General features: G+C 69.2%; 20 protein-coding genes. 6 read left to right on the forward strand and 14 right to left on the reverse strand.

The features are described 5' to 3' along the window. Positions 1 to 15 precede the first annotated feature (15 nt). The 5 genes from B2K11_RS17765 to B2K11_RS17785 all read right to left on the reverse strand — a co-directional run bounded on the left by B2K11_RS17765 (position 16) and on the right by B2K11_RS17785 (position 5,065). Positions 16 to 546 carry a MarR family transcriptional regulator gene (locus B2K11_RS17765; protein WP_239526232.1) on the reverse strand — a complete coding sequence of 177 codons (531 nt, stop codon included), beginning with the start codon at positions 544 to 546 and terminating at the stop codon, positions 16 to 18. Between the two features lie 445 nt (positions 547 to 991). After that, positions 992 to 1,600: a helix-turn-helix transcriptional regulator gene (locus tag B2K11_RS17770; RefSeq protein WP_163620336.1), complete on the reverse strand. Its 609-nt coding sequence runs from the start codon at positions 1,598 to 1,600 to the stop codon at positions 992 to 994. Between the two features lie 187 nt (positions 1,601 to 1,787). Continuing rightward, positions 1,788 to 3,197: an aminomethyl transferase family protein gene (locus B2K11_RS17775; RefSeq protein ID WP_163620338.1), complete on the reverse strand. Its 1,410-nt coding sequence runs from the start codon at positions 3,195 to 3,197 to the stop codon at positions 1,788 to 1,790. Positions 3,198 to 3,287: 90 nt separating this feature from the next. Beyond that, the gene (gene purU / locus B2K11_RS17780; RefSeq protein ID WP_163620340.1) at positions 3,288 to 4,163 is read right to left on the reverse strand and encodes a formyltetrahydrofolate deformylase; all 876 of its coding nucleotides are present in this window, start codon (positions 4,161 to 4,163) and stop codon (positions 3,288 to 3,290) included. After that, the gene (locus B2K11_RS17785; protein WP_163620342.1) at positions 4,160 to 5,065 is read right to left on the reverse strand and encodes a methylenetetrahydrofolate reductase; all 906 of its coding nucleotides are present in this window, start codon (positions 5,063 to 5,065) and stop codon (positions 4,160 to 4,162) included. The genes purU and B2K11_RS17785 overlap by 4 nt, the downstream gene beginning before the upstream one ends. A gap of 335 nt (positions 5,066 to 5,400) precedes the next feature. Between B2K11_RS17785 and B2K11_RS17790 the strand changes: the two genes are divergently transcribed. The 5 genes from B2K11_RS17790 (at position 5,401) to B2K11_RS17810 (ending at position 9,901) form a co-directional block, all read left to right on the forward strand. Next, entirely contained in the window at positions 5,401 to 6,384 is a 984-nt protein-coding gene (locus B2K11_RS17790; protein WP_163620344.1) for an ABC transporter substrate-binding protein, read from the forward strand. Between the two features lie 191 nt (positions 6,385 to 6,575). After that, positions 6,576 to 7,409, forward strand: coding sequence for an ABC transporter permease (locus B2K11_RS17795; RefSeq protein ID WP_163620346.1), 834 nt, complete (start codon positions 6,576 to 6,578; stop codon positions 7,407 to 7,409). Next, positions 7,406 to 8,230, forward strand: coding sequence for an ABC transporter permease (locus B2K11_RS17800; protein ID WP_163620348.1), 825 nt, complete (start codon positions 7,406 to 7,408; stop codon positions 8,228 to 8,230). The genes B2K11_RS17795 and B2K11_RS17800 overlap by 4 nt, the downstream gene beginning before the upstream one ends. Continuing rightward, positions 8,223 to 9,044 carry an ABC transporter ATP-binding protein gene (locus tag B2K11_RS17805; protein WP_163620350.1) on the forward strand — a complete coding sequence of 274 codons (822 nt, stop codon included), beginning with the start codon at positions 8,223 to 8,225 and terminating at the stop codon, positions 9,042 to 9,044. The genes B2K11_RS17800 and B2K11_RS17805 overlap by 8 nt, the downstream gene beginning before the upstream one ends. Next, positions 9,041 to 9,901, forward strand: coding sequence for a PaaX family transcriptional regulator C-terminal domain-containing protein (locus B2K11_RS17810; RefSeq protein WP_239526229.1), 861 nt, complete (start codon positions 9,041 to 9,043; stop codon positions 9,899 to 9,901). The genes B2K11_RS17805 and B2K11_RS17810 overlap by 4 nt, the downstream gene beginning before the upstream one ends. A gap of 38 nt (positions 9,902 to 9,939) precedes the next feature. Here the strand turns inward: B2K11_RS17810 and B2K11_RS17815 are convergent, their stop codons facing one another. From B2K11_RS17815 to phnD, 5 genes are all read right to left on the reverse strand, one after another. After that, a complete protein-coding gene (locus B2K11_RS17815; protein WP_163620351.1) occupies positions 9,940 to 10,908 on the reverse strand; it encodes a PaaX family transcriptional regulator C-terminal domain-containing protein in 969 nt (322 codons plus the stop codon). A gap of 24 nt (positions 10,909 to 10,932) precedes the next feature. Beyond that, positions 10,933 to 12,198, reverse strand: coding sequence for a cytochrome P450 (locus B2K11_RS17820; protein WP_163620353.1), 1,266 nt, complete (start codon positions 12,196 to 12,198; stop codon positions 10,933 to 10,935). Beyond that, entirely contained in the window at positions 12,198 to 13,754 is a 1,557-nt protein-coding gene (gene phnE / locus B2K11_RS17825) for a phosphonate ABC transporter, permease protein PhnE (protein WP_163620355.1), read from the reverse strand. Before phnE ends, B2K11_RS17820 begins: the two co-directional genes overlap by 1 nt. 82 nt (positions 13,755 to 13,836) lie before the next feature. Beyond that, positions 13,837 to 14,655, reverse strand: a complete 819-nt coding sequence (locus B2K11_RS17830) for a phosphonate ABC transporter ATP-binding protein (RefSeq protein WP_163620357.1) — start codon at positions 14,653 to 14,655, stop codon at positions 13,837 to 13,839. Positions 14,656 to 14,659: 4 nt separating this feature from the next. Then, positions 14,660 to 15,655 carry a phosphate/phosphite/phosphonate ABC transporter substrate-binding protein gene (gene phnD, locus B2K11_RS17835; protein ID WP_163620359.1) on the reverse strand — a complete coding sequence of 332 codons (996 nt, stop codon included), beginning with the start codon at positions 15,653 to 15,655 and terminating at the stop codon, positions 14,660 to 14,662. A gap of 296 nt (positions 15,656 to 15,951) precedes the next feature. Here phnD and B2K11_RS17840 point away from each other — a divergent pair, with 296 nt between their 5' ends. Continuing rightward, positions 15,952 to 18,588: a hypothetical protein gene (locus tag B2K11_RS17840; RefSeq protein ID WP_163620361.1), complete on the forward strand. Its 2,637-nt coding sequence runs from the start codon at positions 15,952 to 15,954 to the stop codon at positions 18,586 to 18,588. Between the two features lie 224 nt (positions 18,589 to 18,812). Here B2K11_RS17840 and B2K11_RS17845 read toward each other — a convergent pair whose 3' ends face one another. The 4 genes from B2K11_RS17845 to B2K11_RS17860 all read right to left on the reverse strand — a co-directional run bounded on the left by B2K11_RS17845 (position 18,813) and on the right by B2K11_RS17860 (position 22,693). Next, positions 18,813 to 19,274 (reverse strand): DUF3237 domain-containing protein, encoded by a 462-nt coding sequence (locus tag B2K11_RS17845; RefSeq protein ID WP_163620363.1) that lies wholly within the window; start codon positions 19,272 to 19,274, stop codon positions 18,813 to 18,815. Continuing rightward, the gene (locus B2K11_RS17850; protein ID WP_163620382.1) at positions 19,271 to 20,794 is read right to left on the reverse strand and encodes a long-chain fatty acid--CoA ligase; all 1,524 of its coding nucleotides are present in this window, start codon (positions 20,792 to 20,794) and stop codon (positions 19,271 to 19,273) included. Before B2K11_RS17850 ends, B2K11_RS17845 begins: the two co-directional genes overlap by 4 nt. A gap of 130 nt (positions 20,795 to 20,924) precedes the next feature. Continuing rightward, on the reverse strand, positions 20,925 to 21,377 hold the full coding sequence (locus B2K11_RS17855) for a MaoC family dehydratase (RefSeq protein WP_163620364.1): 453 nt from the start codon (positions 21,375 to 21,377) through the stop codon (positions 20,925 to 20,927). Positions 21,378 to 21,487: 110 nt separating this feature from the next. Further along, positions 21,488 to 22,693, reverse strand: a complete 1,206-nt coding sequence (locus tag B2K11_RS17860) for an acyl-CoA dehydrogenase family protein (protein ID WP_163620366.1) — start codon at positions 22,691 to 22,693, stop codon at positions 21,488 to 21,490.

Below are 22,693 nucleotides of genomic sequence, written 5' to 3' on the forward strand. Positions count from 1 at the left end.
GCCCGGGCCGCCGCTTCAGGACGGAGTCAGACCCGATCCTTTGCTGGGGCGTCGGCGCTTGGCGACCGCCTCGGCCTCGGCATCCGCATCTCCGAAGTAGCCGCCGGCGAGGGTATCGGCGGCGCGATCGAGCACCTCGGCGAGGGACCGCCCGAGGTCGGGGCCGATGATGTCGGCAAGCCGATCCTCGCGCTCGCGGATCTCGCCCTCGCACTTGGCGAGCGTGTCCCAGCCGGTTTCGCTCAGCCGCACCAGCCGCACACGTCGGTTCGTGGGATGCTCGACGCGCTCGATGAGACCTGACTCGAGTAGTTCAGCCGACACCACATGCGCCGCCTGAGAGCTGACGAACGTGCGACGGGCGACCTGCGCGTTCGACAACGGCACGCCTTCGCCGAGCACCTGCAGGATGAGGAGCTGTGCGAGAGTCACGCCGTGCGCGAGGGCGGTGTTCTCGGCGGCGCGGTTGAGGGCGCGGGCCAGACGGTATGCCGTGTAGTTGAGCCGGTCGGTGGCGGGCGTTCCGCGCGGATCTGGGCTTTCCATCGACACACTCCCAGCCTAGCCGGGACGGGCTTCCCGCCCGGCTCGGTGCGCTCCCGGGTCCGCCCGAGTGAGCGGCCGCGGGCGCGAGCCTTCGCGATGCCAGGGGTTGCGACCGCGTCCGAGGCGTTTCGTCTCGGTCGCTGGCGCTCCCTCGCTCAACGACCGGAACCCTTCTCTCGGTCGTTGAGCGAGCGAGGAACGAGCGAGACGAAACGCCTGCACCCGGCGCAGTCGTCGGGCCGTGGCGCTTCGCCTACGGGCGCGAGAGCGCCCTCGCTCAACTACCGGAACCCTTTCTCTCGGTCGTTCAACGACCGGGACCGTTTCTCTCGGTTGTTGAGCGAGCGAGGAACGAGCGAGACGAAACGCCTGCACCCGGCGCAGTCGTCGGGCCGTGGCGCTTCGCCTACGGGCGCGAGAGCGCCCTCGGCTCAACGACCGGGAATCAGGTACCGGTCGCCGACTGGGCCTCGGCGCCTTCCAGGCGGTCGATCAGCTCCAGGCCGCGGCGGGCCCAGGCGATCTCGGCCTGCGCGCGTTCGACGAGGCCCTCGTACGCGAAGCGCTTGTAGGCGATGGTGCGCTCGCGATCGGCATCCGCCGTCACGGCGAGCCGGCGAACGAGCATGGGGTTGGCGATCGCGTCGATGCGCTCCAGCTCGCCCTCCCACTGCGCCAGCTCGCTCTCCCACTGCGCGATGTGGCGCTCCAGGAAGGTGCGGGCCGCCTCGGGCGTGGTCGCCTCGAGGTAGGCCGCCCGCAGGTGCGCGGGGTCGCGCACGCGCTGGTAGTCGAGGGGAGAGGCCATCCAGTCGAAGAAGGCGCGGTTTCCGGCATCCGTCACGTGGTACATGCGGCGCGTGCCGCGCTCGCCGCGCGCCTGCTCTTCGCCCTCGATGAGGCCGAGCTCCTCCATCTTGCGCAGCTCGGGGTAGATCTGAGAGTCGGGCGCGTGCCACACGTGGCCGACGGACTGGTGGAACTGCTTCTGCAGGTCGTACCCCGACAGCGGGCCCACCCGCAGGATCGCCAACAGCGCGTACCGCAGACTCATGCGACTCCCTTCGCCTTCCCGAGGTTAGCGGGGCGGTCCCGGTCGTTGAGCGAGCGAAGCGAGACGAAACGTTCTCAGCCTCCGAGATGGGCAGGCGCGTCTCGTCTCTGCGTTTCGACTCGCAAGCTCGCTCAACGACCACGTCGCTCGCTCGCTCAACGACCGGACGGGTCGTTGGCGTTCGATCTCAGGCGGACTCTTGATACCCGGTGCGCCAGCCGCCTTGGTAGCTCTGACGGACGACCGTCGAGTACGGCACCGGGGAGACCACCGCGCGCACCTCGAGCTGCTTGTGCGGCTCGACGGAGGCCTTCTTCGTGCCGCCGTCGGGCTCGCCCCACACCACCGTCACCTCGGCGCCCTCGGGCACGTCGGGGTTGACCGTGGCGAGCGAGAGCGCGCGCTTCTCGTTGGCGCTGTACCCGGTGAACATCGAGAAGCCGACGACGTCGCCTCCGGCATCCGTCACCGAGTCGTAGTTCGCAGACCCGTAGTTGGCCAGCGGCAGGTCGAAGAACTTGTAGCTGTCGCCCTCGACGTCGAAGAGCGACGCGAAGATCTTCGTGACGTCCTCGGCGTTCCACGCGAGCGTGACCTTGCGGCGCTGCGTCGCCGGGTCGATCTTCTCGAGGGCGTCGCGGCCGATGAAGTCGTGGTCGAACTTCACGAACGAGCCGTAGCCGAGCTCCCACGGCGTGAGGTAGTAGTCCTCGATGTCGTCCGAGACGAACGAGCCCGCGAGCGTGCCCGTGGCCTCGTAGCTGTCGACGCCGAGCCACTCGCGGTAGCCGCGCTCCTCCTCGCCGGAGTAGATCGCGGGCAGCGGCGAGGGGATCCAGCCCGACTCCAGCGTGTTCGACGGGTAGGCGCGCGACCCGACGGGCACCAGCCCGAACTCGGCGCCGGCCTCGACGATGATGTCGCGGACGCGGTGGTGGTCCTCGTAAGGGCCCCAGACCTCGAGGCCGGGGGCACCTGCCATGCCGTGGCGCAGGGTGCGGACGTTCGCGCCGCCGATCTGCATCTCCGACATGCTGAAGAACTTCAGCTGCTCGAGCGGCCCGCCGTTGAGCTTCTCGATCACCTGCCACGCGGCCGGCCCCTGGATCTGGAACCGGTAGTAGCGCCGGCTCACGGCGTCGCCGTACGGGCGCGAGGGGGAGCGGCGGTCGACGGTGACGTCGAGGTTCGAATAGCCCCCGGTCTCACCGTGGTAGAGCAGCCAGTTCGACGCGGGCGCGCGGCCGACGTACACGTACTCGTCCTCGGCCTCGTGGAAGAGGATGCCGTCGCCGATGACGTGGCCCGACGCGGTCGTCGGCACGTACTGCTTCGCGCGGTTCACGGGGAAGGTCGCCACGGAGTTGATGGCCGTGTCGGAGATCAGCCGGATGGCATCCGAGCCCTTGAGGAACACATTGTCCATGTGGTGCGACTGGTCGTAGAGCACGGCGGTGTCGCGCCACGCCTTCTGCTCCTTGATCCAGTTCTGGAAGTCCGCGGGGACGACCGGATAGATGTACGAGCCGATCTGCGAGTTGCGCAGCATCTCGACGGCGTTGTGGCCGTCGAGCAGCTCCTGCAGATTCTTCGCCATGATGAACCTCTCTGTTCGTGGGGTGTGGTTATGGGACGGATGCCTCGGGCCGAGCGTTTCGTCTCGCTTCGCTCGCTCGACGACCGGGGGCTAGGTGAACACGATGGTGCTGTTGCCGTGGCGGATCACGCGGTCCTCGGCGTGCCATTGCACCGCCCGTGACAGCACGGCGCGCTCGACGTACGCGCCGCGGGCCTGCAGGTCTCCGGCCGTCATCGCGTGGGTGACGCGTGCGACGTCCTGCTCGATGATCGGGCCCTCGTCGAGGTCGGCGGTGACGTAGTGGCTGGTCGCGCCGATGAGCTTGACGCCCCGCTCCTTGGCCTTGCGGTAGGGAGCGGCGCCGATGAACGCCGGCAGGAACGAGTGGTGGATGTTGATCACCGGCACCCCGACCTCGTCCAGGAACGAGTCGGAGAGGATCTGCATGTACCGGGCCAGCACGACGAAGTCGACGTTGCCCTTCAGCAGCTCGACGATCTTGGCCTCGGCGGCGGACTTGTCGGCGCCCTGCGAGGGCACGTGGAAGAACGGCATGCCGAAGGCCCGGACATCCTCCGCGGTGTTGGTGTGGTTGGAGATGACCATCGGGATCGTCACCGGCAGCTCGCCGCGACGGTGCCGCCAGAGCAGTTCGAGCAGGCAGTGGTCGGATGTGGAGGCGAGGATCGCCATCCGCTTCGGGATGGACTGGTCGGTGACGCGCCACTCGAGCTTCAGCGGCCCGAGGGTCTTGTCGAGGTCGGCCTCGATGTCGGGCAGTGCCGCCTGCAGGTCGGGGCGATGGAACACCACGCGCTGGAAGAACTCGCCGCCCTCGGGGTTGTCGGAGTACTGGTCGAGTGTGACGATGTTCCCGCCGACGCGCGTGACCAGGGCGGTCACGGCGGCGACGATCCCCGGCTGGTCGGGACCGTGCACGGTCAAGCAGGCGTGGTCGCGGTGCGCGTCGAGGTGGGCCGTCATCGGCGCGCTCCGGAGGACTGTGAGGCGACGAACTCCCGCGCCCACTGCGACGTCGCGAGCAGGCCGCCGAACGTGTAGAAGTGCAGCTTCACGTCGCCGGAGCCACCCCCGGTCCCTGAGCCTGTCGAAGGGTCCGTGAGCAGCGCCGCGAGGTCGGACACGAAGCGGTCGGGGCCGGCGGTGCCCATGAGGTTGGTGAGCGAGAACCCGTACTTCTTCACGATCATCGCGTTGGCGCCCACGCCGAACCGGCGCGCGAAGCCGATCAGCCGCTTGATGCCGGCCGGTCCGGGCGTGCCGATGCGGATCGGCGCGTCGATGCCGCGGTCGCGGACCTGCCCGATCCACGTCATCACGGGATCGGTGTCGAAGGCGAACTGGGTCAGGATGACGGCATCCATTCCCTGCTGCGCCAGCGTGAGCGCCTTCTCGTCGAGGTGGCGCCACAGCACGTCGGCCGGGATGTCGGGGTGGCCCTCGGGGTAGCCGGCGATCGACACCTCGCGCACCCCGAACTGCTGGAGCACGCCCGAGCGGATCACGGTCAGCGCGTCGGGGTACGGGCCCTCGGGCTCGGCGGGGTCGCCGCCGACGGCGAACACGTGCTCGGTCGCGCCGACCTCCTGCAGGCGCCCGAGGAACTCCTCGAGCTCATCCTGCGACTTCAGCCGCCGTGCCGAGATGTGGGGGACGGGGACGAAACCCATCTCCTTGACGGCCTTCGCGGCCGCGACGCGCATCTCGAGGTCCTCGTTGCCGAGGAACGTCACGTTGACCTTCGTCCCCTGCGGGATCGTGTCGCGTGCCTCTTCGAGACCGGCGAGGTCCTTGCCGGTCATCTCCAGGGAGAAGCCGTCGACGAGAGCCGCCGCGGAGGGCGATGCGGGGGTCGCATGGGCCATGAGGGAGGTCCTTTCCTCTTCCGCGTGCGTCACTGCATCGCGGTATCCAGAGAATACCTATCACCATAGGTAATGGCAATAGGCACGCTGTGCGTGCGCACCCATCCTGCGCGGCGCGGACCTCCGCGCAGTCGGCGGTTTCCATTGAGCGGATGCCGACGCCCGAGGTCCGCGCCTAGTTCATGCAATCTGTGACGGGCGTCACAAAAGCATTGACAATCGATCCGGAGTGGCGCACGATGACTGTGTCCGGCACGCCGCGGTGCCGACGCCGACTCCCGTCGGACGGACGCGGCCGCCGGTGCCCACAGCACCCGCTCCTGAGAGGCCCGTCAATGAAGAAGAGTCTTGCCACCCTCGGCGTTCTCGCCGCCGCCGCGCTCGCGCTGAGCGGCTGCACCGATTCCGCAGCCGACCCGTCCACCACCGCCACCGATGACGCCGGCGGCGGGGAGCTCACGCCTGTCCGCGTCGCCGCGCTGCCGATCGCCGAGAGCGGCGCACTCTGGGCCGCCATCGACGAGGGCATCTTCGAAGACCACGGTCTCGAGATCGAGGTCGTCCCCGCGCAGGGCGGCGCCAACGCCATCCCGGCGCTCCTGAGCGGCGACATCCAGTTCGCCATCGGCCAGCCGTTCGGCCCCATCCGGGCCGACGTGCAGGATCTCGGAGTCGTGATCGTCGGCAACTACGCCAACAGCCTCGCCGAGGGCGACGACGTCAACGCGGTGGTCGCGCTGGGTGACTCCGGCATCATGCGACCGGCCGACCTCGCCGGCAAGAAGGTCTCGGTGAACACCATCGGCGCCGCCGGAGACCTCACGATCCGCAAGGCCGTCGAGGATGACGGCGGCGACCCCTCGACGATCGAGTTCGTCGAGGTCGCATTCCCCGACGTGCCCGCGCAGCTCGCCGCCGGCACCATGGACGCCGCGTGGGCGCCCGACCCGTTCCGCGGCATGGTGCTCGGCGACGGCGGAGTCTCGGTGGTCGCGCCGTACCAGGCGACGATCCCCGGGCTCTCGGTGCTCACCAACATCACGACGCAGGCGCTCCTCGACGAGGACCCCGAGCTCGTCGCCGACTACTCGGCCGCGATGTCGGAGGCCCTGGAGTGGGCGAGCGAGAACGAGGATGCAGTCCGCGCCGCGATCGCGACCAACCTCGAGATCCCCGAGGAGGCCGCTGCCGGCATCACGCTCCCCACGTTCACGTGGGACCTCGCCGACGCCGGCATCGAGGACCTCGGCACACTGGCGGTCGAGTACGCCTACATCGAGGCCGAGCCCGACTTCGACCGGCTGCTCCAGCAGCAATAGCACGGACGTAAGGGTGATCGGATGCCGCACCTCGCGGCATCCGCTCACCCGCCACGCATCGTCGCGCGAAGCGTCGGGCGCGTGAGCCCCCCCTCGCGGCGCAGCATCCGCTCGCCCCCTCCCTCCCTCCCTCACCTCGTGGAGCGTCGCACCGACGCCCGCACGACCCGACCGCACCGATCGGAGGTACCGTGACCGCCACCGCTGACGCACCCGCGACCGTCGCCACGACGCCCCACGCCCGGCAGCACCGCACCCTGCGCAAGCTCGTGCTCGGCGTGGCCGGCATCATCGGGTTCCTGGCGACGTGGCAGCTGCTGCCGACGCTCGGGATCGTGAACCCGGCGTACTTCCCCACCGCGACCGAGACGATCGCGCAGCTGTTCGTGCTCTTCGGCGATCTGGAGTTCTGGCGCAACGTCGGCCGCACGCTGACGTCCTGGGCGCTGGGCCTCGTGATCGCGACGGTGCTCGCCGTCGTGCTCGGCACGGTCATCGGCCTGGTGCCGTTCCTCCGTCGCGCCACCCACACCACGGTGGAGTTCCTGCGGCCGATCCCGTCGGTCGCGCTCATTCCGCTCGCGATCCTCATGTTCGGCTATCAGCTGCAGGCGGCGCTCCTCATCATCGTGTACGCGAGCTTCTGGCAGGTGTTCATCCAGGTGCTCTACGGCGTCGCCGACGTCGACGCCGTCGCCCGCGACACGGCTCGCAGCTTCGGGCTGTCGCGGGGATCGCGGATCGTGAACCTGGTCTTCCCCACCGCGCTGCCGTACCTCATGACGGGCCTCCGGCTCGCCGCGACCGTCGCGCTGATCCTGGCCATCACCGCCGAGATGTTCATCAGCATCCCCGGCCTCGGGCGCGCGATCATGCTGGCTCGAGAGTCGGGGCAGTGGACGACGGTGTATGCCCTCGTCATCGTGACCGGCATGCTGGGCCTCCTCGTCAACCTCATCTTCCGCGCGATCGAGCGCCGGTCGCTGTCCTGGCACCAGTCCATCCGAGGGGAGGAGGTCCTGTGACCCTCTACACGAGCACCGTCGTCACGCCGCGCCGCCCGTCCCGGGTATGGGCGAAGTTCGGCGAGAACACCGCCTACGCGCTCGGGCTGCCCATCCTCCTGCTTGTGGTGTGGGGCATCTGGTCGTCGGTCTCGCCCGCCCCGTTCTTCCCGAGCCCGCTCGTCATCGCCGAGGCGTTCATCGAGACCTGGGTGGGGCCGGCGTTCTTCGACGACGTGCTGCCGAGCCTCGGCCGGCTCGCAATCGGCATCGTGCTGGCGGTCGGCCTCGGCATCGCGGCGGGCATCGTCATCGGCCTGGTGCAGTGGCTGCGGGAGCTGCTCGAGCCGGTGTTCGAGTTCTTCCGCGCGGTGCCGCCGCCGGTGCTCATCCCGATCGTGGCCGTGCTCGTCGGCGCGAACGACCTCATGAAGGTCGTCGTGATCGTCGCCGGTGCGATCTGGCCCGTGCTGCTGAACACCATCGAGGGCGTGCGTTCGACGGACTCGGTGATGACCGAGACCGCGAGGTCGTTCGCGGTGACCTCGGGTGAGCGGCTGCGGTACCTCGTGCTTCCGGCGGCGAGCCCGCGGATCATGACGGGTGTGCGGCAGTGCCTCTCGATCGCGCTCATCCTCATGGTGATCTCCGAGATGTTCTTCTCGTCCTCGGGCCTCGGCTATCGGATCGTCTTCTTCCAGCGCAACTACCTCATCGCCGAGATGTGGAGCGGCATCGTGCTGCTCGGCCTCATCGGCATCCTGCTCGCCGTGATCTTCGGGTTCGTCGAGCGGCGCGTGCTTCGCTGGTACCACGGAATCAAGGAGGTGGAGCGTGCCTGACGCGCTGCGCAAGAGTGAGCCGCTGCTGAACGTCGAGAAGCTGCGCAAGGTGTACGAGTCGTCGACCGGGAACGTCGAGGCGATCGGCGACATCGGATTCCGGATGGATGCCGGTGAGCTGGTGTGCATCGTCGGCCCGTCGGGGTGCGGCAAGACGACGCTGCTGAAGTGCATCGCCGGACTGCTGAAGCCCACGTCGGGGGTCATCGAGCTCGGCGGCCGGAAGGTGACCGGCCCCCCGCCCAACATGGCGCTGGTCTTCCAGGAGTACGGCCGCAGCCTCTACCCGTGGCTCACCGTCCGCGGGAACGTCGAGCTGCCGCTGAAGCACAAGAAGCTCAGCCGCACCGACCGGGACCGGCTCGTCGACGACGCGCTCACCGCCGTCGGGCTCGAGCACGCTACCAAGAGCTACCCGTGGCAGCTCTCCGGCGGCATGCAGCAGCGCGTCGCCATCGCCCGCGCCGTCGCGTATCAGCCCGAGGTGCTCATCATGGACGAGCCCTTCGCCGCGGTCGACGCGCAGACGCGCGCCGACCTCGAAGACCTGGTGCGCACGCTGCATCGCGAGCGCGGCATGTCGATCCTGTTCGTGACGCACGACATCGACGAGTCGGTGTACCTGGGCGAGCGCGTGATCGTGCTGTCGAAGTCGCCGACCTGGGTGCAGGAAGACCTCGCCATCGACCTCGCGCCCGAGCGCGACCAGATCACGACGCGCGCGCTGCCCCGCTTCACCGAGCTGCGCACCCACGTGTACGAGCAGATCCAGCGCGCGAAGCGCGGCGAGGCCGTGCGCCCGGAGGCCGCATGAGCATCGCGACCGCCAAGGCGGCCGTCGCGATGCCGGGTGTCGCGGCCGTTGAGACGTCGGTGCTCACGCGCAAGCCGCGGCAGCTGCTCCTGGCGTTCTTCGGCGAGTACGTGTGCGACCGGTACTTCGAGCCGCTCCGCGCCAGCGTGCTGATCGGCGCGCTGGAGAGCGCCGGGGTCGCCGCGTCCGCGGTGCGGACCAACCTCGACCGCATGGTGCACAGCGGGCTGCTGGAGCGCCGGCGCCTGGGTCGTGAGATCGGGTTCGTGCTCACCGGGCACGGCAGCGAGGTGCTGCGCGAGGCATCCGGTCGTGTCAACGGCCCCGCGCCGTTCGAACCCCAGGGCGACGGCTGGACTCTTGTCACCTACACGGTTCCCGAGCACTTGCGGGACCTTCGCCATCGCCTCCGTGCGGCGCTGACGTGGTCCGGGTTCGCCGTGCTCCGCGACGGGCTGTGGATCGCACCCGGTGCGGTCGACCTCGCCGCGGCACTGGGAGCGATCATCCCCGACCTGCCGCCGGGATCGGTCAACGCCTTCTCGGCCGCGGAGCTCGACGGGTTCCCCATGGTCGAGGCCGTGCGGGTCGCGTGGGACGTCGAGCGCATCCGCGAGGCGCACGACGAGTTCATCTCGCACTGGGAGCGTGAGGACGCGGCATCCGACCTCCCTCCGCTCACCGCGCGCACGCTGCTGGTCGCCGACTGGCTCGCCCTGCTGCGCGCCGACCCGCGCCTGCCGCGGCCCTACATGGGCGACGACTGGCCGGCCGACCGCTCGGCGGAGCTGTTCACGCAGCGCCACCGCGAGTTCGCCTTCCCCGCGGTGCGGGACTTCGCCGCGCTCGTCGGCTGAGGTCTCGCAGCGCTCGTCGGGCGAGCCGCCGCGCGCCGTCAGGTATTCCGCGGCGCGGGGACGTCCGCATAGGCGGCGAACGTGTGGTGCGACACCAGCTCGGCCAGCTCCGCGGAGTGCGGCTCGAGGAGGCGGCGGAATTCCGCCTCGGCGGCCGGACCGGTCGAGTCGTAGATCATCGAGCAGACGGACAGGGCCCGTTCGAAGGGGAAGTCGTCGCCGACGAGCGGCTCAGGCAGCATCGGATCTGCGTGGCGAAGCTCGCGCCACTCGCGCATGATCGACGTTCGCAGTCGGAGCGCATCACCGTCGTGAGGCGCGCGCTCGTCGTGCGGGTCTCGACGGCGTGGACGTCCGCTCTCCCGGATCTCCGCCGCGATCGGCTCCCACCGGTCGGTGAAGTCCCGATACGCCGCGGCGATGTCGTCAAGGCCGAATGCGTCGCGTGCGACCGCCGTCACGCTTTCGTCGGCCAGATGTGCACCCACGAAGACCGTCAACTGCCCCGCTGACGGTTGGACCGCGAGTTCTCCGACGATCGAGTCCACCTCCGATCGACGATCTCCGGGCCGTATCCAGAGACCGTCGTGGACGTTGCCGAACCCGGTCTGCCGCAGCCGCTCTCGCAGGGTGTTGCGCGTGCCTCGCTGGTCCTCCCTCAGGGAGTACCCGACGACGGTCCATGTGCTGTCCCACGGGCGAGGAATGTGGCTGCGGAAGAGCAGCTCCACATGGGCGTCGACCGACTCCTGGCTCATGGGGGAGACGGAGTAGGAGGTCGTCCTCCCGCTCTTGACGCTGACCAGGAATCCGCGCTTCGCGAGGCGTTGGATCGCCGCACGGGCGCCGGCGGGCGTCACGTCGAAGAGCTCCAGCAACGAGACCAGCGCCGCGGAGGGGATCGGCTCCGCGCGCAGGTGCCAATAGTCGCCCAGGAGCACGATGAGAAGCTGCTGCGAACGGGCGCCCTGCTGGTCGCGTGGAAGCAGATCGTCGGCGGGCCTCATGGAGCGATTGTGCCAGTCAGCCGGTCACGTGACGTTCGCCGGCACGAGAGCGAGCGGAACGGCGCGCGGACCGTACTCGAGCCAGTTCATCATCCGGACTTCGCCGGCCAGCTCGAACGACGTCGTTCGCTCCAGCAGGGCCTGAAGTGCGATGAGCAGCTCGAGCCTGCCCAGCGTGGCGGCGGGGCATCTGTGTGCGCCGCGGCCGAAGGCGAGGTGCGAATTGTTCTTCCGATGCAGGACGAATTCGTCCGGCCGGTCGAAGGCCGCAGCATCCCGGTTCGCTGAAGGGAACACGAGGGCCACCGGTTCGCTCCTGCGCACCATACGTCCGTGCACCACCGTGTCTTCCCTGGGCGTGCGCGCGAAGACCCGGTAGGGGGCGTGGAGGCGCAGGAACTCCTCGATGGCCGCGGGGAGATCCTCCGGGTGGCGTCGCAGGTGCTCTTGCAGGTCACGGTCCTGCGCGAGGTGGACGACGCAGCTGCCGAGCACAGCCTGCGGCGCCCCCATGCCTGCGACGATCATCTGACGGATCGTCGCGATCGCCGTCCGCTCGGTGATGTGGTTCGCGGGATCCATGGCGGCGGCGTGCAGGCTGCCGACGAGGTCGCGCGAAGGGTCAGGATCCACGGCGAGACGCCCGTGATAGACGCGTTCGGCGATGTCGTAGAGCTGGGCGCTGCACTCGGCGATGATGTCGTCGTCCATGTCCTGGATGGCGAATCCGTAGCGCACCCCGATCGCCCGCACGTGCCGCGTGAGCTCGACCGGGACGCCGAGGAACGCCGCGAAGCAGTCGACGACGAAAGGTGCGGCGAAGTCGGCGACGCCGTCGGCATTCCCACGAGCGAGCATGTCGCTCACCAGCTCGTCGGCGCTCGCGCGGAACTTCGTCTCGTGGGTCGCCACGACCGCGCGGCGCATCACCGGATCGATCGCCTCACGATAGGCGGTGTGCTCAGGAGGGTCGAAGTGCAACGGTGGGCGGCGCGCGGATCGCGGGACATGAGGCACGACGTTCTGCACCGATGTGATGAACCGCTCGTCCTGCGCGATGGCGACGACGTCGTCGTACGTCGTCGCTGCCCAGAAGCCACCGAAATCCTCGCTCCAGGGAAATGGATCCCTCCGCCGCAGCTCGGCGTAGTCGCGGTGTGCGCTGCCGAACGTCTCGTCCAGCGCGGGCGACCACTCGCTCGAGCGCTCGGAGCGCGTGCGCGTGTCGGCAGCGGCGGACGGCACGGCGCTCTCGTCCTGCGACGTGAAGCCGAAGGGGCACGTGGCCATCAGATCACCTTCCTGCGCGCCCAGCGCGCAACCGATTCGAGGCTCACGACGACCGCGACGAGCCCGATGAGGATGCCGGCGGTCGTCTGGTAGTGAAGAGTGGCCACCGACTCCTCGAGGAGGAAGCCGATGCCACCCGCACCGACGATGCCGAGCACCGCGGACTCGCGCAGCGCGAGATCGGAGGTGAACAGGCTGTTCCCGATGAGGCTCGGCACGAACTGAGGCCACACACCGCTGACGAACACCTGCACGCGGTTGGCGCCCGTCGCCTCGAGGCTTCGCAGAGGCGCGGGATCGACCTTGACGAGCGAGTCCGTGAAGAACTTCGCCGCGAGCGCGGTGCACGAGATCGCGAGGGCGAGGAAGCCCGCGAACGGTCCGAGGCCGAGTGCGGCGACGAACAGGAGGGCGTAGATGATGTCGGGGACGCCGCGAACGAGCACCATAAGCCCGCGCAGTGCGAGGGACAACGGCTCGAAGCGGATCAGATGACGAGTCGACAGGACGGCGATCACGAGGCCGAAGATCACGCCGAAGGTGGTCGCCGAGATCGCCATGATGACGCTCTCGAAGATCCCGTAGGCGATGTCGAGCGTGAAGACGGGCGGAAAGAACCCCGAGATCACCGCGAGCGCATTCTCCCAGATCCGCGCCAGTCGAGGGGCGTCGGCGAACAGCTGGGCGAGTGAGAAGAGGAAAAGGGCGAGCGCTGCGACACCGGAGCCCACGCGCAGGATGCGCGAGCGGTTCCATCCCGGCGTTGCCGGCGTGCGTCCGGCTCCGTACAGCTCGGCAGTGGTGTGCTCTTCGGCGTGCTCCGCCAGGGCGCGCTGGGCGAGGTAGGCCACGGACTCGAGCAGGAGCAGCATCACGACGATGACGAGGATGATCCCGAGCGCACGCTGGTAATCGAGCGATCCGATGGCGGTCTGCAGCGCCACCCCGATGCCTCCTGCGCCGACGAGGCCGAGCACTGCGGAGGCGCGGATGTTGATGTCGAGGCGGTACAGCACGATCGATGTGATGCTCGGCAATGCTCGGCTGAGCGTCGTCGCGACGAAGTTCTGCGACCGGCTCGCTCCCACGGCCGCCACCGCCTCGCGCGGGGTGGGATCCTGCTCTTCGAAGACATCGGCGAACATCTTGCCGATCATTCCGACCGAGTGGAATGCGATGGCCAGCCCGCCGGCTAATGGGCCCAGCCCGACGATCCGCACCAGGATCAGGGCGAATACCAGCGAGGGGACAGCGCGAGTCACGATGATGATGCCGCGCGCCAGCCAGCCGAGGACCCGCGGTCCGGTGAAGTTCCGGGAGGCGACCGCGCCCAGGAAGACCGAGGCGATGGTGGCGAGGCCGGTTCCCGCGATGGCGATCCACAGCGTCTCGAGAGCGAGCGTGACGAGGTTCGCGGGATCGCCGACGGTAGGCGGCACCATGCGCTGCAGCAGAGCTGCGATGTCTTCCAGCCCGTCGATGAGGGCAGCCGGACGGATGTCGAGCCACCACATGCCGAAGAGCGTGATGGCGAGGTACGCGAGGGGGATACCCACGGTCGCGGCCGACGCGCGGGGACGGCGGGGCTCCGGATGCGCAGGAGCGTTCACTGGGGGGCGGTCGACGGTCAGCGACATGTCAGGCCCGCTTCGCCTGCTGGTACACGGCGCGGATCTGCTCCTCGGTGGTGTCCGCCGTCAGGGCATCGTGGACGAACGCGCCGTTCCTCACTGCAACCACGCGATCCGACACGGCCAGGGCGAGCTCGACCTGGTGCAGGGAGCAGATGACGGTGAAGCCGTCCTCGGCGCTCAGCTTCTTGAGCGTCTGCAGCACCGAGACGCTCGCGTTGGGATCCAGCGACGCGACCGGTTCGTCCGCGAGCACGAGCTCGGCCTCCTGCATGAGCGTGCGTGCGATGGCCACCCGCTGCTGCTGGCCGCCGGAGAGCGTGTCGCAACGCTGGTAGCGCTCGTCGAGGAGTCCTACACGGTCGAGATTCGCCACCGCGCGCTCGCGCAGTTCCCTGGGGTAGCTCGAGATGCCGTAGCGCGGCATGCGCAGCGAGCCGAGCGCACCCATCAGCACGTTCTCCATCGCGCTCAGTCGCCCGACGAGCCCGAACTGCTGGAACACGAATCCCACGCGGGTGCGAAGTCGCTGGAGAGCGCCTCGGCCGCATGTCGCCGGGTTCACTCCGAGCACCGACAAGGCCCCACCGTTCGGCCGATGGCTGCCGTTGATGAGACGCAGCAGCGTCGACTTCCCCGCGCCGGATGGCCCGACGAGGGCGACGAACTGGCCGGTGGTGACTTCGAGATCGACGCCCTTCAGGACCGTCTTGTCGCCGAAACGCATGCTGACATCGGTGAGGGCGACACTGACGGTCCCGGCGTCGATCGGAGCGGTCTTCTTGTCGGGCATACCAGCCGCCTTCTGCATCACCGGGACGGTCATCGGGTCATTCCTCGCCGCGGCAGACGTCGGTCTTGAGCGTCTGGCAGATGGCGTTGATCACGTCGTAGTCGGATGAGGTCGCCGGCTCGAACGCGAAGGCTCCCGTTCCGCCCCACTTGCACGCCGTCTCCCCGGTGTACTCCTCACCCCATTCGGCGGGTGCTTCGCGGTTCTGCTCTTCACACAGGCCGGCTTCGAATGCGGTGACGGCGTTGTATTCCGTCACGGCCTCGACGATCTGGTCGCGGAGTTCCTCGCTCAGCCAGTTGCCGACCACGATCGGGGTGCCGGGGATCGGATCCGAGGTCCACACCGTCTCGGTGTCCCCCTCGGCGATGACGCCTCGATCGGGCAGGATCGTCGTCACGAAAGTCTCCGCCACGAAGGCGATGTCGCAGTCCCCGGCAAGCATCTGCGTCACGGCGACGTCGTGCGATCCGACGAACAGCGGGCTGATGTCGGCCTCGGGGTCGATACCCGCCTCGGTCATCGCCGCTGCCGCCGTGAGGTAGCCGGTCGTGGAGGCCGGGTCGGTGAAGCAGACGTTCTTTCCGGCGACATCCTCGATCGACGAGATGGCGGAACCAGGTGCGACGACGCCCACGGAGTTCACCGCGCCGGAACCGGCTTCGGGTGTGCGCTGGTCCTTCGCGATGGGTGCCACGTCCGCGACGTCTGCAGCCAGGTAGTAGGAGAAGGCGCCGTACGTCGCGATGTCGACACGCTCGGCCACCTGCGCTTCGATGACTCCCGCGTTGCTGCTGACCGCTTCGATGCGCGTCGGGATCCCCGTGGTCTCCTCGATGGCAGCGACGACGGGGAGGAAGCTGTTCTCGAGCTCCTCGCTGTCATCGGTGGGAACGACCGCGAAGACGAGTTCGGCGGGCGCATCCGACGCGGCCCCGCCGTCGTCCGGTCGCGCGTTCGGGCTTGCGCCGCATCCCGCCAGGAGCAGCCCGGCTGCCATGACGCTCGCGGCCAGAACCATTGTCTTCTTCATGTCGGCACCTTTCGACTTCGGGAAGACGGCCGCGAAGCTTCGCACCGACACTGGTGAGAAACACATTGAACAACGTCCGTCGTTGGAGGTGTGGTCTATAAACAGAATCACGCATCGTTGCGATTGTCAACGGATCGGTTTGGCAACCGTTGACATCATCAATCGATCGTGTCAAGGTCAAACCGCTACACATCCCGCTGCGCACGTCACCGCAAGTGTCGTGCGCTCGGTCAACGAAGACCTGATGGTGCGACGCTCGACGGCGAGCCCCGCTCGTGCGTCGCGGGAAGGGAACCATGTCATCACGCTTGATCCGCGTCGGAGTCGGTCTTGCCGCATCCGCCGCTCTCGCATTCGCTGCCGTTCCGGCAGCGGCTGCGCCGCCATCGCAGCCGACGGAGCTCCGCGGCTCGTTGCCCAGCGGCGGCCAGTACGTCCTGCACGAGCCGGCGCAATGGAACGGCACTCTGCTGACGTGGAGCCCGGGGTATGGCGGCGGAGGAGGAACAGCATCCGCCGGCCCCTCGAACGAGGTCGTGTCGTGGCTCACAGGTCAGGGCTACGCGCTCGCCGGCGCGGCGGCGGGAACGGGATGGGCGGTCGAGGATCTCCTCGTCGCGCAGCCGCAGGTCGTCGACGCCGCAACAGCAGAGCTCGGTGAGCCCGAGCACGTCGTCGCGTGGGGGTCTTCGATGGGAGGGCAGGTATCGGTCGCGCTCCTGGAGCAGCAGCCCGGCGTATTCGACGCCGCGCTTCCGCTGTGCGGGTCGATCGCAGGCGCCATTCCGATGCTCAACGGTTCGCTCGACGGCACGTACGCGCTGAAGACCCTTGTCGCCCCCGAGGATGCGCGGCTGGAGCTCGTCAATGTGACGAACGAGCCGGCGCGGCAGGCTGCGTTCAAGGAGGTGCTCGATGCCGCTCAGCAGACGACCGAGGGGCGGGCGCGGATAGCCCTCGCTGCAAGCCTTGCCCAGATGCCGACGTGGTCGCAGACAGGCACCGAGCAGCCGGACAGGCATGACGTCGACGCGCAGCAGGAGCAGCTCTACCGCATCTTCATGTGGGGCACGGTCTCGCCCCGGCAGCCGCTGGAACAGCGGGCGGGCGGAAACTTCTCGTGGAACACCGGAGTGGACTACGCCGACGCTCTCCGCGAGTCGGGCAACCTCCAGCTCGTCCGTCAGCTCTATCGCGAAGCCGGGCTCTCGCTCGACGAGGATCTCACGGCGCTGAACGCCGGGGACCGGGTCGCCGCAGATGAGCAGGCCGTCGCGTACATGCAGCAGAACGCCACACCGACCGGCGACATCCACGGTCCTGTCCTGTCTCTTCACGAGACCGGTGACGCCGCACCGGTCGTCGCCCAAGCGGGAACGTACGCGGATCGCGTGCGGGCCCACGGGCAGGCAGCGCTCGTCGAGCAGGCTTTCGTCGACCGCCCGGGCCACTGTGCCTATGCCGATGCGGAGGTGGCGGCGCTGGTCACCGCCCTGCAGGACCGGCTCGATTCCGGCCGATGGCAGAACCTGGCGACCCCCCGCGCCCTCAACGACCGCGCCGATGCCATCGCCGAGAGCGGAGGCCTGGAGCGAGGGGGCACCTTCGCCCGCCATCAGCCGGGCTCGCTGCTGCGACCCGAGCGCGAACCGGACGTCTTCGCGCCACGCCCTGAGGACCCCGTGACGCGGACGGGTGCACTTCCGAACGGTGCTGCCTACACCGCCATCGCCCCCGGCGACTGGAACGGATCGCTCGTCGTCGTGCCGGGGCGTTCCACCGCGGAGTTCGCATCGGCGGAATGGCTGCTGCAGCGCGGCACGGCGGTGATCGGATACGACCTCTCGGACGGTTGGGACCTGGTGCGCGATCGCGACAACGCCAGTGCCGCCGTCGCCCGGTTCACCGAACTCGTCGGCGCACCCGACGATGTCGTGCTCGCCGGACGCTCGCAGGGTGGACTCGTCACTCGGATCGTCGCCGATTCCGCGCCCGCATGGCTCGACGGCGCGGTGCCGATGTGCGGCGGAGGCGCCGGAGCGGTGAGCACATGGAACTACAAGCTCGACACGGCCTTCGTCCTGCGTGAGCTGGTCGACCCGGCGTCCGCGATGCGGATCACCGGGATCGCGGATCTCGAGGCGGAGATCGCAGAGCTGAACGGGCTCGTGGCGAAGGCGGGGGGGAGCGCGGAAGGACGAGCGCGCGCGACTTTCGCGGCGGCGCTGAGCAAGATCCCCGCCGTCGACCCGGCGACAGGTGCGGAGATCACGGACCGCGACGCACGGATCGACCGCTACCTCGTCTACCTGCCGTTCGCGGTCGGCTCTCACGTGCGCGCAGGATACGAAGCCACCGTCAGCGGCACGTTCTCGTGGAACACCGATGTCGACTACGAGCGCGCGCTGCGCGACTCCGGAAGGTGGAGCGAGGTCTCGGCCGCCTACCAGGACGCCGGTCTCTCCCTCGACGATGATCTGCGCACGCTCGCTCGAGCCGACAGGCTGGAGGCGGACCCCGCAGCGGTCGGGTTCGTCGAGCGCACGGCGTCGTTCACGGGCGACCTCACCGTGCCCGTGCTGTCGCTGAGTACGTCCGGCGACGGTGCCGGCTCGACGCAGGATGACGAGGCCTATGCCACAACGGTGCGCGAGGCGGGGGAGCGAGCGCATCTGCGTCAGGCGTTCGTCCAGGCGGAGGGGCATTGCACCTTCAACGCGGCGGAGGAGGCCGCGGCGTTCGAGACGATCTTCACGAGGATCGCCGAGGGCCGCTGGCCCTCCACGTCGCCGGACGCACTGGTCGAACGGGCGGCGGCCATCGACGAGCAGAGCGGCCTCGTGCTGGGTGAGGCCCGCTTCGATGGCCCGCGCCATGGCGGCATCCCGGCTCGGATGTGGGATGCCGACGACTGGGGCTCGTACACCGGATAACGGGCCCCGGACCGCATGCGCGGGGCCCCGGCATCCGTCATCCGGATGCCGGGGCCTGTGGCCCCTTCGAGCTGTTCACGCAGCGCCACCGCGAGTTCGCATTTCCCGCGGTGCGGGACTTCGCCGCGCTCGTCGGCTGAGGTCTCGGAACCGCGAAAGGGTAGATCTCCGCACGGAACCGTGCGGACATCTACCCTTTCGCGATTCCTGCCGGGACAGAGCCGTCAGGTGACGCGGTAGGCGACGTACCGGACGCGGCTCGCCTCACGGATGTACGACGCGACGTACACCGCGCGCTCGAACTCGGGGCGCGTGGCGGACTCCAGCGTGAGCGCGGCACGGAAGTAGTAGGCGTCCGGGTCGACGTCGTCGCCCCGCAGCAGCGCCTCGAGTACCTCTGGGTCGCCGCTGCGCACGCCGCGGGCGCGGACATAGAGCAGCGATCCGTCGTCGCCCCGGGCGCTGTAGCGGCCGTCGATCTCGATGGAGCCGTCCGCCCGCACGGTCTGCCAGTCGGCGCCGCCGGCGAGGATCGTGCCGGTGAAATCGCCGGTGACCGTGCCGCCGACCACCGGGATGATGCGCCGATGGCCGGCGCGCGTCAGGCCGTGGTCCTCGAGCGGACCGAGCTCGGCGACGACCTCGAAGGCCGGCACGAGGGAGGGCACCGGCGGTACGCGCGTCATCGGCTCTCGCCGAACCGTGCCCGCAGGTCGGCCTTGCGCACCTTGCCGGACGCGGTGCGCGGCAGCTCTTCCACCACCACGACGTTCTTCGGCAGTTTGTAGCGGGCGAGCACGCCGTCGAGGTGCGAGCGCACGATCTCGGTGTCGACCTCGGCGCCCTCCTTGAGCGTCACGACGGCCCACGGCACCTCGCCCCAGCGGTCATCGGGCACGCCGACGACGGCCACGCCCGAGATGCCCTCGATGTCGGAGATGAGGTTTTCGACCTCGGCGGGATAGATGTTCTCGCCGCCGGAGATGATCATGTCCTTCAGCCGGTCGGCGATGAAGAGGTAGCCGTCGGCATCGAGGTAGCCGAGGTCGCCTGAGCGGAACCAGTGGTCTTCGGTGAAGGCGGCCGCCGTAGCCTCGGGCTGGCCGTGATAGCCGAGGAAGACGTTGGGCCCCGAGATCTCGATCTCGCCGACGGTGCCGCGCGGCACGACGTCGCCGTGCTCGTCGGTGATGCGCACCTCGGTGAAGAAGTGCGGGAGGCCGACGCTGCCCTGTTTCTGGCGGGTCATCGAGGGTGCCAGCGACGTCGCGCCCGGGGAGGTCTCGGTCATGCCGTAGCCCTGCGAGAACGACAGCCCGCGCTCCTCGTACGCATTGAGGATCCGGGTGGGCACGGCCGATCCTCCGCATGTGAGCTTCTCCAGCGTCGAGATGTCGGTCGCCGCCCAGTCGGGGTGGTCGGCCAGCATCTGGTACGTGGTCGGCACACCGCTCAGCATGGTGATGCCATGGCGTTGGATCTGCGCGAGCGCGCGCCCGGGCTCGAAGCCCTTCTCGAGGACCAGCGTCGCGCCTTTCAGGATCACGGGCAGCGCGCCCATGCCGAGCGAGGCGACGTGGAACAGCGGCGAGATCATGAGCGAGACGTCGGTCGAGACGACGTCGTAGTCGACGATGCAGTTGACGGCGACCCATGTGAGGTTGCCGTGGCTCAGCACGGCGCCCTTCGGACGCCCCGTCGTGCCCGACGTGTAGATGATGGCGGCGGGGTCGTCGAGGCCCACCTCCGCGACCGTGTGGCCGCCCGGGGCGTCGGCCACGAGGCGGGCGAGGCCGGGGTGCTCCGGCAGCCCCTCGCCGGTCACGATGACGTGGGCGATGCGCCCCGCCTCGATGCCGGGCATCGCCCGCTCCAGGAACTCCGGGTCGAGCACGACGGCGCGTGCAGCGGAGTCGACGAGGACGTGCCGCATCTCAGGGCCGGCGAGCCGCGTGTTCAGCGGCACGAAGACGGCGCCCAGCTGTGCCGCGCCGAACATGACCTGCAGGAACTGCGGGCTGTTCTCGCCGATGTAGGCGACGGCGTCGCCATGACGGATGCCGCGACGCCACAGCACTGCGGCGACGTGGTCGGCGGCAGCCGCGAGCATGCGATAGCTCAGCTCTTCGTCGCCGAAGACGACGGCCGTCTTGTCGGGGTCCTTCAGCCGCCGCTTGGCGAGCCAGAACCCGATTCCCTCGTGCATCGTTGCGGAGTCCTCTCCCTCGAGGAAGGTGGTCGTTCGGGCCACGCGGCCCCTGAGCCTTGTCGGGTCCCTGAGCTTGTCCGGTCCCTGAGCTTGTCGAAGGGCGCTTCGACTAGCTCAGCGACCGGGGTCAGGCGTAGAAGCGGTACAGCCCTCGCGCGACGACGGCGGGCTTCTCGCCGCCTTCGATCTCGATCGTCTGGTCGACGGCGAACTGGTAACCCCCGCGCACCTCGGTCACCTCGTCGATGACGGCGTTCATGCGCACGCGGGCGCCGACGGCGACGGGCGAGATGAAGCGCACCTTGTCGAGGCCGTAGTTCACGCGCGTCGTCACGCCGGTGACGTCGAACAGCTCCGACCAGAACTTCACGGTGAGCGACAGCGTCAGGAACCCGTGGGCGATGGGCCCGCCGAAGGGGCCGTCGACCGCGCGCTCGGGGTCGACGTGGATCCACTGGTGGTCGTCGGTCGCGTCGGCGAAGAGGTTCACGCGGTCCTGCGTGACCTCGAGCCACTCGGTCCAGCCGAGGTCGGTGCCGGCGAGCCCGGCGACGTCGGCGTAGTCGACGGTGGTGGTCATGGGTTCTCCTTCAGTGGGGTGGTGCTTCGACAAGCTCAGCAACCGGTGGGCGGTGCAGCAACCGGTGGGGCGGTTCCGCAACGGGGTGGGCGGCTCGGGCGGCGGGTGGGTCAGGTGAAGGCCGACGCGCCGGTGAGCGCGCGGCCGACGATGAGGGCGTTGATCTCGTGCGTGCCCTCGTACGAGTACACGGCCTCGGCATCGGCGAAGAAGCGGGCGACGTCGTGCTCGAGCAGGATGCCGTTGCCGCCGAGCACCTCGCGCCCGAGGGCGACCGTCTCGCGGGCGAGGCGGGCTGTCTGCATCTTCGCGAGCGCCGAGTTCTCGTCGGCGAACGCGCCGCCGACCTCGGCGGAGCCGTCCTGCTGCAGCGACAGCTGCACGACGAGGGCGAGCGACGCCACGCTGTTGCCGAGCATGCGGGCGAGCTTCTCCTGCACGAGCTGGAAGCCGCCGATCGGCCGGCCGAACTGGTGCCGCTCGCGCACATAGCGCACGACGGCGTCGAGGACGCCTGCCTGGAGCCCGGCGGCGATCCAGGCGACGTCGGCGCGCATGGCCCGCAGGATGCGCGCCACATCCGCCCACCCGTTCACGTTCTGCAGCCGTGACTCTTCGGAGACCTGCACGCCATCGAGCGTGATGAGGGCGTTCTGCATCGGTCGCAGTGAGACCTTGCCGCGGATCGTCTCGAGGAGAACCCCCTCGGCACCGGTGGGGACGAGGAACGCCTTGACGGCGCGGTCGTCGACGTCGCGCGCGAAGACGACCAGCACATCGGATGCCGCAGCCCCGCCGATCCACTTCTTGCGGCCGTCGATCACCCAGCCGTCACCCACGCGCCGGGCGCTGGTGGCGAGTCCACCGGCGATGTCGGAGCCGTGCTCGGGCTCGGTGAGCGCGAACACCCCCTTGAGCTCGAAGCTCCGGACGCGCGGGTCGAGCTCGGCCGCCTGTGCGGGCGAGCCGCCGAGGGCGATCGCCGCCCGGAACAGTCCGGACTGGGCGTTGTAGAGCGTGGCGACCGACACGTCGGTGCGGGCGAGCACATAGTTGCGGAACCCCGAGTAGACGCTCGACGCCGCCTCGGCGGCATCCATCCCCTCCGGCTGCATGAGATCGAGCGGGATGAGCGCGTCGAGCACCTCGGGGGGCATGGTCGCCGTCTCCCACGCGTCGGCGAGGAGCGGGCGGATGTCGCGGTCCAGCGCGGTCTGCAGCCGCCCGAGCGTCGCGCGGGCGGCGGGGCTCAGCCGGGCGGCAGCGATCGCGTACGGGTCGAACCCGAACGTCGCATCCGCCTCGAGCACCGGCAT

It is taken from the genome of Microbacterium sp. B35-30, from assembly GCF_010634855.1.
Lineage (GTDB): Bacteria > Actinomycetota > Actinomycetes > Actinomycetales > Microbacteriaceae > Microbacterium.

Coding starts and splice junctions, on each gene's coding strand:
- B2K11_RS17765 (WP_239526232.1), bottom strand. CDS start 546: ATGGAAAGCCCAGATCCGCGCGGAACGCCCGCCACCGACCGGCTCAAC.
- B2K11_RS17770 (WP_163620336.1), bottom strand. CDS start 1,600: ATGAGTCTGCGGTACGCGCTGTTGGCGATCCTGCGGGTGGGCCCGCTG.
- B2K11_RS17775 (WP_163620338.1), bottom strand. CDS start 3,197: ATGGCGAAGAATCTGCAGGAGCTGCTCGACGGCCACAACGCCGTCGAG.
- purU (WP_163620340.1), bottom strand. CDS start 4,163: ATGACGGCCCACCTCGACGCGCACCGCGACCACGCCTGCTTGACCGTG.
- B2K11_RS17785 (WP_163620342.1), bottom strand. CDS start 5,065: ATGGCCCATGCGACCCCCGCATCGCCCTCCGCGGCGGCTCTCGTCGAC.
- B2K11_RS17790 (WP_163620344.1), top strand. CDS start 5,401: ATGAAGAAGAGTCTTGCCACCCTCGGCGTTCTCGCCGCCGCCGCGCTC.
- B2K11_RS17810 (WP_239526229.1), top strand. CDS start 9,041: ATGAGCATCGCGACCGCCAAGGCGGCCGTCGCGATGCCGGGTGTCGCG.
- B2K11_RS17815 (WP_163620351.1), bottom strand. CDS start 10,908: ATGAGGCCCGCCGACGATCTGCTTCCACGCGACCAGCAGGGCGCCCGT.
- B2K11_RS17820 (WP_163620353.1), bottom strand. CDS start 12,198: ATGGCCACGTGCCCCTTCGGCTTCACGTCGCAGGACGAGAGCGCCGTG.
- B2K11_RS17830 (WP_163620357.1), bottom strand. CDS start 14,655: ATGACCGTCCCGGTGATGCAGAAGGCGGCTGGTATGCCCGACAAGAAG.
- phnD (WP_163620359.1), bottom strand. CDS start 15,655: ATGAAGAAGACAATGGTTCTGGCCGCGAGCGTCATGGCAGCCGGGCTG.
- B2K11_RS17840 (WP_163620361.1), top strand. CDS start 15,952: ATGTCATCACGCTTGATCCGCGTCGGAGTCGGTCTTGCCGCATCCGCC.
- B2K11_RS17845 (WP_163620363.1), bottom strand. CDS start 19,274: ATGACGCGCGTACCGCCGGTGCCCTCCCTCGTGCCGGCCTTCGAGGTC.
- B2K11_RS17850 (WP_163620382.1), bottom strand. CDS start 20,794: ATGCACGAGGGAATCGGGTTCTGGCTCGCCAAGCGGCGGCTGAAGGAC.
- B2K11_RS17855 (WP_163620364.1), bottom strand. CDS start 21,377: ATGACCACCACCGTCGACTACGCCGACGTCGCCGGGCTCGCCGGCACC.
- B2K11_RS17860 (WP_163620366.1), bottom strand. CDS start 22,693: ATGCCGGTGCTCGAGGCGGATGCGACGTTCGGGTTCGACCCGTACGCG.